Genomic DNA, 12,576 nt, shown 5'->3' on the forward strand with positions numbered 1-12,576 from the left:
ACCGCGACTACTGTCCGACAGCGCGCGGCAGGTCGCGAGGCCAACCGTAGTTGCGCATCGGCACCGCATAGTCCAGGTGCTCGAAAATCGGGTCCTCGTCGTCGATCTCCAAGACCACCGCGCCCGGGCGACGCAACCGCGAGGGAACCAGGTCGTATTCGCGGTCCTGGGTGTTCTCCACGCCCAGCCGGCTGCGCGCCATCCGCTGCATCCGGCGCCGGCGCACCTTCTCCTCGATCTTGGTCTGCCGCCGCAGGTAGAACAGGTACATCAAGGTGACTGTGGTCGCAAACGCGCACAGCCACCACGCCGTCGGCGTTACCTCGAAGGCGGCGATCGCCGACCCGACCAGCACAACCGCCATCGCCACCAGCACCCGCTTACGGAACGTGTACTTGCGGGCGCTGACCGCCGCGGCGGTCTTGTTGTCGAACCGGAGGCGCCGGTTGACACCGACCGGGTAGACCGGTGGCGCGGCGTCCATCTCGTCGTCGTCTTCCTCGGGCTCCAACCCGGAGGAGTCCTCGACGTACTCGTACTCGTCATCAGCAAGGTCGTCGTGCTCGACATCGTGCTCGTCGATTGCCTCGGGCTCGACCGCAAGCAGCGCCGGCCCCTGAGACTGTGCCGCGCTGGCACCCACCGGCAGCGCAGGCGCGTTCTCGTCGATCACGTCGACGTCGAGGTAGTCGGGCTCGGCGTCGGCGGCCTCGGCCACCTGATCGGCCCGTGCCATCGCGGTGACGGCCGATCGCTGGGAAATCAATTCGTCGGTGTCGGCGTCGTCGGCCGCGTGATCGGTGTCAGCGTCGGCGAAGGCGCCGTCGATCGGCTCGGTGTCCCAGTCTTCCTCGGGCTTCCAGTCGGGGTCGCTGCGGTGACCGGCCGCCGGACCGGTCCGCTTGAGCAGGCGGGCACCGGCACCGCCATTGAGCACTCTGGTCGCCAGGGCCAGGTCGCTGGTGCGCCGGACCGCGTCGCGCTTGCTGATCAGCATCGGCACCAGCACGAACAACCACAGCACCACAAGCGAGATCCACAACAACGATTGCGGGATGCTTGGCATGATGACCTGCTCTCTTCGGTTGCGATCCCCGCGAGGCCTGATCGTTGACCTGCGTGGCCGGGTCGCTGCGACCAGGGCAATTACACACCTGTAATTTGCCTCTTTCAAGCATCACACGCCACATATGTCACGCTAGCCACATTTTTATTTCGGTTGGGTGCGCGCCCTATGTGTGCAGGCATCGAGATTGCCGTCACGGTCGCCATCAGCGCCCGATCACAGCCCTGACCGCCATCTCGGCGGAACATGGGGCAAAAAGTCAGAGCCAGCTGGCACGACCGGCCCGCACCAGCGTCGATGCCACCGATCCGTAAACCTCTTCCACGGTCAGCGCCACCAGCAGGTGGTCGCGCCAGCCGCGGTCGACTTCCAGATACCGCCGCAGCAGGCCCTCTTCGCGGAAGCCTGCTTTCGCCAGCACAGCGCGGCTGGCGGCATTCTCCGGGCGGACGGTGGCCTCGACCCGGTGCAGCATCACCGGGCCGAAGCAGTGGTCGAGCCCCAAGGCGACCGCACCCGTGGCCACCCCGCCGCCGGTGTGCTCACTGGACACCCAGTAGCCGATCCACGCCGACCGCAACGCACCGTGCGTGACATTGCCGATGGTGAGCTGCCCGCAGAACTGCCCGTCCAACTCGATCACGTAGGGCAGCATCCGCCCCTTGCGCGCCTCGGCGCGCAGCCCCGAGCACACCGCCGGCCACGCAGCCACGGAGTGACGCACCGACCAGTCACCATCCGTACTGGGCTCCCACGGCTCCAACTTCGCACGGTCGGCCAGCCGGATCCGGCTCCACTGCGCGCCATCGCGCATGCGCACCGGCCGCAACCGGATCACCCCGGCCGCGACTCGCAGCGGTCCCATGCTCAGCGGCCAGCCAGGATGGCGGGAATTGGATCGCAACAGGTTCACGGGCCCCGCCGCGATCAGCCGTGCTGAGCCAGGAAGGCGACGTCGACGATTTCGCCGGTACGGATCTGCTCGGCCCCACTGGGTACCACGACCAGACAGTTCGCCTCGGCAAGTGTGGCCAGCAGATGCGAGGACGCTCCCGGCGCTCCACCCAACGCCTGCACCAGATACTCGCCGCTCTCCTGATCGCGCATCAGCTGCCCGCGGAGAAACCCTTTGCGACCAGCCACCGAGGTGATCGGCGACAGGGTGCGGGCCTGCACGATGCGGCGCATCGGATGCCGCTTGCCCAGGGACAGCCGGATCAGCGGCCGCACCATCACCTCGAAGACCACCAAGGCGCTGACCGGGTTGGCCGGCAACAGAAACGTCGGCACGCCGTCGCGGCCGAGCTGACCGAAGCCCTGCACCGAACCCGGATGCATGGCCACCCGCACAACCTCCATGTCACCGAGTTCAGACAGCACGGCACGGACGGCCTCTGCTGCCGCACCGCCCACCCCGCCGGCGATCACTAGCACTTCGGCCCGGTTGAGCTGGCCCTCGACGATCTCGCCGAGTTCCTTCGGGTTGTTGCTGACGATCCCGACGCGGTTGACCTCGGCCCCGGCATCGCGTGCCGCCGCCGCCAGCGCGTAGGAGTTCACGTCGTAGACCTGACCGTTGCCGGGACTGCGGGAAATGTCGACCAGCTCGCCGCCGACCGCCATCACCGACACCCGCGGGCGCGGATGCACCAGCACGCGTTCGCGGCCGACCGCCGCCAACAGCCCCACCTGCGCGGGGCCGATGATCGTCCCGGACCGTACCGCCACATCCCCCGGTTGCACGTCGTCACCGGCGCGTCGCACATAGGCACCCGAGGGCGCCCCACGCAGAATCCGAACCCGGTTCATTCCGCCGTCGGTCCAGCGCAGCGGCAGCACGGCGTCCGCGAGGGTCGGCAGCGGCGCACCGGTCTGCACGCGAGCCGCCTGCTTCGGCTGCAGCCGGCTCGGAGTCCGTGTACCGGCCTCGATGGTCCCCATCACCGGCAGGGTGACCACCTCGCGAACCCCGGCGACGCCGTCGTCGCCGACGGCCTCCAGGGGCCCCGAATCACCGACCCCGAGCACGTCGACGCTGCGCACCGCGTATCCGTCGATGGCGGCCTGGTCGAAACCGGGGAGCGGGCGCTCGGTCACGACCTCTTCGGCGCACAGCAGCCCCTGGGCCTCGGCGATCGCAACTTTGATGGGCCTGGGGGCCACCGCCGCTGCCGATATCCGTGCCTGTTGCTCCTCCACAGAACGCACAGTGCGCCTTCCCGCCGTCCAGCCAGGCGAACTGAGCCGCCGGCTACTGTTCGGTCAGGCCCAATCGCGCCACCAACCACCGCCGCAGTTCCGGGCCGTAGTCGTCACGATCCAATGCAAAGTCAACCGCAGCCTTGAGGTAGCCGCCGGGATTTCCCAAGTCGTGTCGGGATCCGCGATGCACGACGACGTGGACCGGATGGCCCTCGGAGATCAGCAGCGCGATGGCATCGGTGAGCTGCACTTCTCCCCCGGCGCCGCGTTCGATGCGGCGCAGGGCGTCGAAAATCGCGCGGTCCAGCACGTAGCGTCCGGCGGCCGCGAACAGCGACGGCGCGTCTGCGGCCTTGGGCTTTTCGACCATGCCCTTGACGCGCAGCACGTCCTGGTTGTCGCCACCGGGAATCGATTCGACATCGAAAACGCCGTAGGCGCTGATCTCGTCGGCCGACACCTCGATGGCGCACAGCACCGTGCCACCGTGCTCGGCCCGCACCTGCGCCATCGTCTCCAACACGCCGGTGGGCAGCACCAGGTCGTCGGGCAGCAGCACCATCACCGCGTCCTCGTCGGCCGCCAGGGTCGGCTCCACACAACTGATCGCGTGGCCCAGTCCCAGCGGTTCGGCCTGCACGACGGACTCGACCTTGATCAGTGCTGGAGCGCGCCGGACCTTGGCCAGCATCGCCTTCTTGCCACGGGCTTCCAGGGTGCCCTCGAGCACCAGGTCCTCGACGAAGTGCGCGACGACGCCATCTTTGCCCTCGGAAGTAATGATCACCAGACGTTCGGCGCCGGCGTCGGCGGCTTCGGCGGCCACTAGCTCGATTCCGGGGGTGTCGACGACGGGCAGCAACTCCTTGGGCACTGTCTTCGTCGCGGGAAGAAAACGGGTGCCCAGGCCGGCGGCGGGGACGATCGCCGTAAACGGGATCGGGATCTCTGGTCGTGACATCGGTTCTCACCATAGCCTTATCGGCCGCGTACAAACCTGCTGGCGGGGAGAACGCGCGGGTCGCCGGGGGTCTGACATGGTTGATGCCATGGTTACCGCGAGCAAGTGGGCCTGGCGGCGACAGATCAAGGCGGCGCGGCGCCTGGTCTCCGACGAACAACACCGCGCCGAAGCACGGATGCTTCACAACCACCTCGAAATGGCGGTAACCCCAGGTAGCACCGTGTGCGCATATGTCCCGGTGGGTTCGGAGCCGGGCACCGCGGACATGCTCGATGAACTGCTGCTCTACGCGGACCGGGTGCTGCTGCCGGTGGCGCGCACCACGCACGACGACACCCCGCTGCCGTTGCGGTGGGGCGAGTATCGCCCCGGGGAGCTCGCGACCGGGCTGTGGGGCCTGCAGGAACCGCCCCAACCGTGGTTGCCGGAATCCGCCCTGGCCGATGCCGAGCTGGTACTGCTTCCGGCGCTCGCGGTCGACCGCCGAGGGGTGCGGCTGGGCCGGGGCGGCGGCTTCTATGACCGCTCGCTGGCTGCCCGCGCCCCCCGATCGCGTCTGGTGGCGGTCGTGCGGGACACCGAATTGGTCGACCAGTTGCCCTCGGAGCCGCATGACGTGCTCATGACGCATGCGCTCACCCCGGAACGCGGGCTGGTTGCGCTGGCCGACCCGGGAATGATCGCCATCACGTGGCGGTTCTAGCACTTGAAACGGTAGAGTGCTAATTCAGACTTGACATCATCCGGAGGTTTTTGTGCCGACGTACAGCTACCTGTGCACCGAATGCGGAGACCGCTTCGACAAAGTGCAGGCGTTCACCGACGACGCGCTGACCACCTGTGAGAAGTGCTCGGGTCGCCTGCGCAAGCTGTTCAACTCGGTAGGGGTGGTGTTCAAAGGCAGCGGCTTCTACCGCACCGACAGCCGTGAGGCTGGCAAAAAGGACGAGAGTTCGTCGAAAGGCTCGTCTGCTGCGAGCAATTCGGGCCCGAGTTCGGGCTCCAGTGAAAGCAAGTCGTCTGGGTCGACCGAAAAGGCTTCCAGCAGCGCAACTGCCTCTACCGCGACCGCGGCCAGTTAGCGCCTATCCACGTTCACCTCACGCCGGCGATTATCCACAGGCCAACTCGCACCACTACTGACCGGACGTCCCCCCGCGCTTACTGTGACGGCGTGCGGGAGCCATCGCTGAATCCGACACTGCTCACTCGTATCACCACCTCCTGGCGCCCGGACTGGACGCGAACCGTTCTGGCCCGTCGTATCGCGGCGTGCGGGCTGATGGTGCTGGCCGGTATCGCGGCGTTGCGCCCCGATCCTGCCGGCGACGATGTCGAGGTGTTGGTAGCCGATCATGACCTAAGCTCCGGCACCGCACTGACCGCCGCCGATGTACGTCTGGAAAAGCGTTTGAGGACAACGGTTCCCGCGGGGGCGCTGGCCGACCCCGGCAACGTGATCGGTTCAACACTGGCCGGCCCGACCCGGCGTGGCGAGATCCTCACCGACGTGCGTTTGCTGCGTAGCCGGCTGGCCGAGTCGACTGCGGGCCCCGGAGCGCGGATCGTGCCACTGCACCTGGCCGACGATGCGCTGATCGACCTGCTCCGGGTCGGTGATGTCGTCGACGTGCTGGCTGCGACGGCCCACGACTCACAACCGGAATCCCGCGTCCTGGCCACCGACGCGATCGTGATCCTGGTTTCGGCTCACCGAGAGTTACCCGCTGCAGACAACGGCCGAGTGGTACTGGTAGCTCTGCCGAACCGGGTAGCAACGACGGTTGCCGTTGCGGCACTGGGTCAGACGGTGACGGTCGTCTTGCACTGAGCGCCGAGAAAATTGCGTCTACCGCTAAGCCGCCAGAACACCTAAAGTGTATGCGTGACACCAGATTGCGTGTCTGAAGTGTCCACGCTCAGCGCCCCCGAATTTGGCGCCAGCGTGTCTGACAGCCTCAGCAGAATCGACGAGCTCATCAGCCGCGAACTCTTTGGGACCGAGGAGATCATCCGCGACGCGATGCTGTTGCCGTTGGAATCCGAAAGCACCCGACTCCGGACGGTTTTCGCGGTCCTCGCGGCACAGTTCGGCACTGAACCGCACACGTCGCAGGTCACCACGGCCGGTGCAGCCGTTGAATTGATGTATCTGGCCACGCTTGCTCACAATGAGGTCGCAAACCAATCTGAGTTGGCTTCTGCAAAACTCAGCGACACCCAACGATGGAAGAACAACGTCGCAATCCTGGTGGGCGACTACCGGTTTGCGGTCGTATCACGGTTGGGCGCGGAGCTTGGTCCGCGCGCATTCGCCGTTATCGCCGACACCTTCGCCGAGCTGGTCGCCGGGCAACTTCGCGCAACCCGTGGCCCAGCCAACGACGTTGACCTCTTCGACCACTACCTGCGATGCGTCCGCGAGACGTCCGGATGTGTGGTCGCGGCGGCCGGACAATTGGGAGCGATCTTCTCCGGCGCCGGCGACGAAGCCGTCGTCCATCTATCCCGGCTAGGTCGCCTGGTAGGCAGCGCATTTCAGATCTCCGACGACGTCGCCGCGCTCAGCGGCAGCGTCGACAAAATCGAAAGTTTGACAGGGGAAGCGCCGGGCGAAGATGTCCGCCAGCCACTCACGCAAAGGTCACTGGCCACCCGGAACTACACCGCCACCGACGTCGTCGCGCTCCTGCAAAGCAAAGCCGGCATCGTTGCCGCGATGGAATCCATCCGGACCTACACTGAGCAAGCGCGCCAAGAGATTTCGTGCTTACCTGCGTGCGAAGCTAGTCACACCTTGATGGCGGTGGTCGACTCCGCTGTTCACGGTTCCTTCGAGTCTGCTACTTGATCAACACAAAGACGACGATTGCCACCAATTGCACTAGCGGGTAATAGCTAGCGCTGTCGAAAAGCCTGGCCGCTTGTCTCCCCTCATGGGCACGACGGAGTCGCCACCCTGGTACGAGAAGGAAGAAAACACCGGCGGCCAGGCTGATCAGTATGTAGGGCAATCCGAGACGAAGTGGCGATACCAGTGGGAGACAAAGGCTGACGATCACCGTCAGCGTCAAGGCGGCCATCACGACGTTGCCGGCAACCTTGACGCCCAGTGTCAACGGAATGGTCTTGGCACCGACTCGCTTATCCTCCTCAGTATCGTTCCAGTCGGCCGGAACATTCTGCCCGCCGACCTCCCAACAGAAGACCCAGACCAACACCAACAGCACCAGTGCCCAAGACGGGTGTGGTGCCACCGCGAAGACAGCAGCAATGGGCCCGCTCGACTTAACCAGACCACTTACCGCCGTTCGCCAGTAAGTGACCTTCAATAGCCGCACGTAGACAACTTCCAACAGCGCCGCGACCAGCAAGATTATTACGATCACCGGATTGAGGAAAAAACCGCACACGAGAGCACTACCGAACCACACGCCAAACCAGAGGACTGCACTTCGATAGCTCAGCGCCCTCTGCGCTAACGGGTAACGAAACTCCGAAGCCTCAACGGAGTATCCCGCATTGATACCCTTCGCAAATTTTTCTTCGTCGACAGCCTTGCCCAGCAAGTCGTTCAGCGCATATATCGCCAAGTAGGCTGCAAGCCCCGTGAACACCGCGAGAACAACGACCCGCCCCGCCGGAAAGCCGCCGAGCGCAATCCCTGCGCAAAATGCCGGAGTGGCCAGGTCCAGGACACCGTGCTTAGCGCGAGAAAGCGCAAGGAATTGCTTCACCTGGGCCTGCATCAGCTTTCACCGAACCGAACCGACTCCAGCATGCGATTGATAGTTGAAGAGAAGCCACGAACATCCGCCTCAACTATGCGGCCGTGGTACGCCAGTACTTGTTGCCGATTCGGCACATACTTAAGAAGTCCCATGCATGTCACGACGTCAAAACCTTCCTCCAGCCGCATGGCAACATTCTCGATGCTGTCATACCACTAGTCGCAATCCAGCCTTTCCAACTCAACGGTCCTGCGCGCAGGATTTAATGAATCAAACGGCAGATCGAAGCCCGGCACTAGCGGGCCAGCTTTCGCCAGCGCCGCCATAAGACGACCGCCCACCACACCCCACATCAAGAATCAGACGGCCGCGGCCATCGACCGACGTCGAAGAAGATTTCATCCAAAGCGGATTCGTGGCATGTAGCGTGGCCATGTCGCCCTGGCGGTACCACCACCGATCCGACATAGCGTCGGACTTGCCAACCTCATCTTCGTCGCCATTGTCAAACCCGGTCACTGTCGCAGTGCCATCCTGCCATTGAGTTGCTCAACCGCACGCGCTATCTCGACATATGTGATGTCGTTGACGAAGACGCAATCACCGACGGCACGGGGCAGCGGCACCCGCTGCAGTCCGTTACGGTGATAAACACGCTCCTCCAGTGTGCTCCAAAGCAAGTGCGCCTCCAGTTCCGAAACATCGGCGATCAACGCCAGCTTTCTAACGACTTCGAAAATCCGCTCAGTATTCGGCTCGCTCAGCATTTTCCGCGACCGAGCGATCTCCACCGAGAGGAGGACGTCGAGCAGCACCGCCTCACCATGCAACAGATCCGAATCGTGACGCGCCTCCAAGCCATAACTGAAGGTGTGACCAAAGTCGACCTTGCGTTCGAGGTCCTCCTCGAACAGATTAGGCTCTAATTCCCGGATCATCCCGGCGATCGCGCCGTCCAGGATCGCACGACCTTCATTACTTTGAAAACAAAGTTCGATGGAGTCCCGCCCGTAGCTTTCCAGCAAAGCGAACAGACCGGCATCGGCAATGACTGCCAGCTTGACGATCTCGCAAACGCCGTTCAAAATATGACGACGCGGCAACGTTTGCAACATGGAATTGTCGAGTAGGACCTTCTGCGGTGCCTGAAAACAGCCGAGTCGATTCTTGTGGCCTGCGAAATTGATCCCATTCTTGATGCCCACGGATGCATCCACATAGCCCATCAACGTCGTAGGAATTTTTATGTGCGGCACACCGCGGCGATACGTGCTCGCCACGAAGGCAACGACGTCGGTCAAAACTCCGCCGCCGATCGCGATGATCGGTTCGTCCCTGCGATGGATTGGGAATCCGTCCAATTCTCGAATGATGGAGAAGAAACAGTCGATCGTCTTGTTCTCTTCGCCACCGGGGAACGTGACAAATTTCGCCTTGACGCCATGGTGCGCAAAGTAGCTTCGCATCTTGTCGCCATAATGCAGGTCCACATTCTTATCCACGACAACGAACCGGCAGCCGTTCTTCACTTTGCCTGGCAGAAGTAAAGCCATATTCTCCACATCAAAGACGTCGATTACATTGATGACGTCGTACTCAATAGTGGATGCAAACTTGACGCGCCGCGTCAACAAAGTATCGGTCATACCACACGCCGCCAGCCGGCTCTGCCTTCGAGTAGCTTCGCAGCAAGGACCTGCGCATGCTTTAGACTGTGATTTTCTGCATTACCGCACTGCTGGACGTTGACATAGGGCACTTCAGAGGCATCCAGAATGTCATTGAGGATGGCTTCGTAGGTGGAGCAGATCGTCACCGCGTCACCTTCATTGAGAAGAACCAGGTAAAAACCAGTCTGGCACCCCATCAAACCCACCGAGAGGAAGTTTTCGGGCAGATATTCTTGGAATCCGTAAAGCATAAAGTGCTCGAATGAATGCATCTCGGTAGCGGATAAGAAAACCTTATTCGGCTGACTTACGCGTAGATCGACGCAATAGACCACGTCACCTCCGGGTCCCGCCGTTGCCGACCGCAGTTTCACGTGCGGCGCCCTGAGTAATCGATGATCGAGTTCGCCGACAGTCCCGGGCTCCCAACCGAGCCGCTCCAAGTCAATCATCAACGCTCCTACGGTGTTGCTCCGGGCGTTCATAATTGAATCCATTGCGACAAGTGCCTATGACTATCAGTCATCGCCTTCTTCCAAGAGGTAACGTGATGATACAACTCCACTGAAGCATATCCCGTGAAACCGTTCTCCACGAGAGTTTTGAAGCCTGCGCTAAAGTCCATCGTTCCCTCACCGGGAATCTCGTGGAAGTGAACAATACCGGTCAGTGTATTCGCGACCATCTTATCCATCAACAGATGTCCGTGCGCATCTTTGGTCGTACGCAAGTGGAGTATGATCGGTCGCGCGCGTTCAAGGACATCGTAGCTAAGGCCGGGCACCGATATAAGATAAGTGAATACTTCGTCATCGTACGGCGAGTCGCTCGCGTCCAGATTTCCATAGTTCACCACACTGACTTGGTGTTTTATGCCGACCGAATCGAGAATCTCTTGCAGCTTTTTCGTCTGCACTTCGGAGGGTGGCTGATCACAGAAGTACATCGGATGGTCGGGATCCACCAACAAATAGTCTGCGCTCTCCGGAAAGTAGATCAGATAGTTCGCGAAGGCAAGATCAAGGTGCAAGCCTTCCGCCATCTTCAGAATTTTCAGATTGTACCCGGCTTGGGCGTCGGACACGTGAACGAAGCGCGCATAAGGTGCGGCCCTCGCCATTGCACCGACATAATCCTGGTGTGAACAATACAGGTGACACATATCAACGTGCAGTCGGAATTTATCTGATCCCACGTCCTCGATCAGGCTCAAGCCCTCGTCTATCGTTTCGATGAACATTCCCGGTTCGGGTTCGATCAGTAACGTGATGTCCTCATCGTCGTGCACATAGTTCAGGCACTGCCGGATGCTGTCGACCAGCAGTTCACGAGGGTCCGGCAATGCATTCATCAGGTGCTCATCCCGAATGAATCCACTGCCGAAAGTGACCAGGGGAACATCCAGCCGGCGCGCCAGGTCGATACCGCGACGGATCAGATCGATGCGCCGCTTCCTACCAGCAAGGTCGGGGCTCATCAGGGATGGTTCGTGCGGACGGCTTGGGCTAAAGAAATGGGAAGCGGTTGCCACGCAAGCGGCTTTCGTCCGCACCGACGAAAGCCGCTTCTTGACGGCGTCGACATAGTCATCCGTGAGATTGAACGGATTGAATTGATCGCGGTGGAATGCCAATTCCACGCCGTCGTAACCGGCCTCGCTGACTTCGGTGATCGCCTGTAGGAAATCGATGTTTGTGAGGCCGAAAGTGCTGTAACTAAGTTTAATCACTTTTCCTCGTTTCAGATTGAGTTCCATGCGCCGCCGGTGCGACACGCTTTCTAGCTGTCAACGTCGAGATCCCGCGGCGCCGGTCATTTCTACATATCCCCGGCCCTCGACAGATTGGTCTCCGCGACGTCCGCCGAACGCCACCGCTCCCTCCCAATACGTGGTCGATAGCGGCAACTCCTGATCGGGCATCAGGGCTGACCCGGACATCTTCAAGCCCAGTTGGTCGATCTCGAGCTCCCACGCGATTGGGTAGGTCTTGCCGCTGCGCGGACTTGTCCAACGGTCCTTCGTTGTCAACCGCCAATCTGCGATCTTCAACCTGGTGATCGTGCCGTCGCGCGAGATGAATGACCCACTCGATGTCGGCTTTACCCGACCGTCAGTTTTGAGAATCTGAAACAGCATGAGAGCGGTGCCGTCATCAAATTGCAGTGAGAACCAATCCCAACCGATGTCATCGGGATCTAGGGCGCTCGTTCCGTATTCGTGGTCGTGCCAGCTAAGGCCGTTGACCGCATATTTGTCATCACCGATTGTTAGCTTGCCCTGCGTCTGCTGTCGCACCATGGAATAGTAATACGTAGCATTCCCGGCTTGGTCACCTTTGAGGCTCAAGCCGTCAATTCCCTGCTTAATTGGCGGTAAGGTTTGCTGCAGCGTCAAGTCCACAGCGATGTTGTCGGCTTTCGCGTGAATTTCGAGCGAGTTATTTTCGGATTCATGCACGTACCAGTCTTCCAGCCACACCGCGTAGGGTTGCGCTCTGGCACCGGCAAGCCCGGCGGCTCCTCTACTGAACTTCTCAAACGGATGGAATTTTCCGCCGCTAATGTCGCTGACCGCAAAATGCGCAGAATAGACTGAATCCGCGCGCCACAGCGATGTCCCGGCAGCCGTCGCCGTTTTCAGTGGCGGTGTCAACGCCCGCCGGAAAAAGGTTAATTCGACGCCGAAACGCCGTCCATCAGCAGTCGACAAATTTGCGGTGTAATACCACCATTCGTGTTGATACTCCTCGTGAGCGCCCAAGTCGCGTGGAAAGCTGATAGCGCCCGGCTGCGTAGCCGTCGCATACCCGGTTTGATCTTCATCGGACAATAGTCCGAGGAACGACCGGGGAGGAGTTCCTGTACCTTGCGGCTGCGCCCACCACCACCACGTCGTGGCAACAATCAGGGCCGCAACGAGCAGTACGCTCAATTTCTTCATCA

Annotated in this window: 13 protein-coding genes; 4 read left to right on the forward strand and 9 right to left on the reverse strand. The window is 61.7% G+C overall.

The window, feature by feature from the left end; translation table 11 throughout:
- Positions 1 to 7: 7 nt before the first annotated feature.
- The 4 genes from sepX to JX552_RS25205 form a co-directional block, all read right to left on the reverse strand.
- Positions 8 to 1,066, reverse strand: a complete 1,059-nt coding sequence (gene sepX, locus JX552_RS25190) for a divisome protein SepX/GlpR (protein ID WP_205874522.1) — start codon at positions 1,064 to 1,066, stop codon at positions 8 to 10.
- 259 nt (positions 1,067 to 1,325) lie between these two features.
- The gene (locus JX552_RS25195) at positions 1,326 to 1,979 is read right to left on the reverse strand and encodes a GNAT family N-acetyltransferase (RefSeq protein ID WP_205874523.1); all 654 of its coding nucleotides are present in this window, start codon (positions 1,977 to 1,979) and stop codon (positions 1,326 to 1,328) included.
- A gap of 14 nt (positions 1,980 to 1,993) precedes the next feature.
- Positions 1,994 to 3,274, reverse strand: coding sequence for a molybdotransferase-like divisome protein Glp (gene glp, locus JX552_RS25200; RefSeq protein ID WP_205874524.1), 1,281 nt, complete (start codon positions 3,272 to 3,274; stop codon positions 1,994 to 1,996).
- 43 nt (positions 3,275 to 3,317) lie between these two features.
- Positions 3,318 to 4,229: a UTP--glucose-1-phosphate uridylyltransferase gene (locus tag JX552_RS25205; RefSeq protein ID WP_205874525.1), complete on the reverse strand. Its 912-nt coding sequence runs from the start codon at positions 4,227 to 4,229 to the stop codon at positions 3,318 to 3,320.
- A gap of 88 nt (positions 4,230 to 4,317) precedes the next feature.
- On the opposite strand from JX552_RS25205, the gene JX552_RS25210 reads away from it, so the two are divergent.
- The 4 genes from JX552_RS25210 (at position 4,318) to JX552_RS25225 (ending at position 7,083) form a co-directional block, all read left to right on the forward strand.
- A complete protein-coding gene (locus JX552_RS25210) occupies positions 4,318 to 4,935 on the forward strand; it encodes a 5-formyltetrahydrofolate cyclo-ligase (RefSeq protein WP_205874526.1) in 618 nt (205 codons plus the stop codon).
- A gap of 52 nt (positions 4,936 to 4,987) precedes the next feature.
- Entirely contained in the window at positions 4,988 to 5,314 is a 327-nt protein-coding gene (locus tag JX552_RS25215; RefSeq protein ID WP_205874527.1) for an FmdB family zinc ribbon protein, read from the forward strand.
- A gap of 92 nt (positions 5,315 to 5,406) precedes the next feature.
- The gene (locus JX552_RS25220; RefSeq protein WP_205874528.1) at positions 5,407 to 6,063 is read left to right on the forward strand and encodes an SAF domain-containing protein; all 657 of its coding nucleotides are present in this window, start codon (positions 5,407 to 5,409) and stop codon (positions 6,061 to 6,063) included.
- Positions 6,064 to 6,117: 54 nt separating this feature from the next.
- Positions 6,118 to 7,083: a polyprenyl synthetase family protein gene (locus JX552_RS25225; protein ID WP_205874529.1), complete on the forward strand. Its 966-nt coding sequence runs from the start codon at positions 6,118 to 6,120 to the stop codon at positions 7,081 to 7,083.
- Here the strand turns inward: JX552_RS25225 and JX552_RS25230 are convergent.
- From JX552_RS25230 to JX552_RS25250, 5 genes are all read right to left on the reverse strand, one after another.
- Positions 7,076 to 7,981, reverse strand: a complete 906-nt coding sequence (locus JX552_RS25230; protein ID WP_205874530.1) for a UbiA prenyltransferase family protein — start codon at positions 7,979 to 7,981, stop codon at positions 7,076 to 7,078. The two genes, JX552_RS25225 and JX552_RS25230, sit on opposite strands and share 8 nt — an antisense overlap.
- Positions 7,982 to 8,478: 497 nt before the next feature.
- The gene (locus JX552_RS25235; protein ID WP_205874531.1) at positions 8,479 to 9,609 is read right to left on the reverse strand and encodes a sedoheptulose 7-phosphate cyclase; all 1,131 of its coding nucleotides are present in this window, start codon (positions 9,607 to 9,609) and stop codon (positions 8,479 to 8,481) included.
- Complete coding sequence (locus tag JX552_RS25240; protein ID WP_205874532.1) at positions 9,606 to 10,085, reverse strand: S-ribosylhomocysteine lyase; 480 nt, start codon at positions 10,083 to 10,085, stop codon at positions 9,606 to 9,608. Before JX552_RS25240 ends, JX552_RS25235 begins: the two co-directional genes overlap by 4 nt.
- A gap of 29 nt (positions 10,086 to 10,114) precedes the next feature.
- Complete coding sequence (locus JX552_RS25245; protein ID WP_205874533.1) at positions 10,115 to 11,389, reverse strand: sugar phosphate isomerase/epimerase family protein; 1,275 nt, start codon at positions 11,387 to 11,389, stop codon at positions 10,115 to 10,117.
- A gap of 30 nt (positions 11,390 to 11,419) precedes the next feature.
- Complete coding sequence (locus JX552_RS25250) at positions 11,420 to 12,574, reverse strand: lipocalin-like domain-containing protein (RefSeq protein WP_205874534.1); 1,155 nt, start codon at positions 12,572 to 12,574, stop codon at positions 11,420 to 11,422.
- Positions 12,575 to 12,576 lie beyond the last annotated feature (2 nt).

It is taken from the genome of Mycobacterium gordonae, assembly GCF_017086405.1.
Classification (GTDB): Bacteria; Actinomycetota; Actinomycetes; order Mycobacteriales; family Mycobacteriaceae; genus Mycobacterium; species Mycobacterium gordonae_D.

What these genes read in the sequence shown, in the direction of transcription:
- JX552_RS25235 (WP_205874531.1), bottom strand. Translation starts at nt 9,609, where the DNA reads ATGACCGATACTTTGTTGACGCGGCGCGTCAAGTTTGCATCCACTATT.
- JX552_RS25210 (WP_205874526.1), top strand. Translation starts at nt 4,318, where the DNA reads ATGGTTACCGCGAGCAAGTGGGCCTGGCGGCGACAGATCAAGGCGGCG.
- JX552_RS25230 (WP_205874530.1), bottom strand. Translation starts at nt 7,981, where the DNA reads ATGCAGGCCCAGGTGAAGCAATTCCTTGCGCTTTCTCGCGCTAAGCAC.
- JX552_RS25250 (WP_205874534.1), bottom strand. Translation starts at nt 12,574, where the DNA reads ATGAAGAAATTGAGCGTACTGCTCGTTGCGGCCCTGATTGTTGCCACG.
- sepX (WP_205874522.1), bottom strand. Translation starts at nt 1,066, where the DNA reads ATGCCAAGCATCCCGCAATCGTTGTTGTGGATCTCGCTTGTGGTGCTG.
- JX552_RS25205 (WP_205874525.1), bottom strand. Translation starts at nt 4,229, where the DNA reads ATGTCACGACCAGAGATCCCGATCCCGTTTACGGCGATCGTCCCCGCC.
- JX552_RS25245 (WP_205874533.1), bottom strand. Translation starts at nt 11,389, where the DNA reads ATGGAACTCAATCTGAAACGAGGAAAAGTGATTAAACTTAGTTACAGC.
- JX552_RS25240 (WP_205874532.1), bottom strand. Translation starts at nt 10,085, where the DNA reads ATGATTGACTTGGAGCGGCTCGGTTGGGAGCCCGGGACTGTCGGCGAA.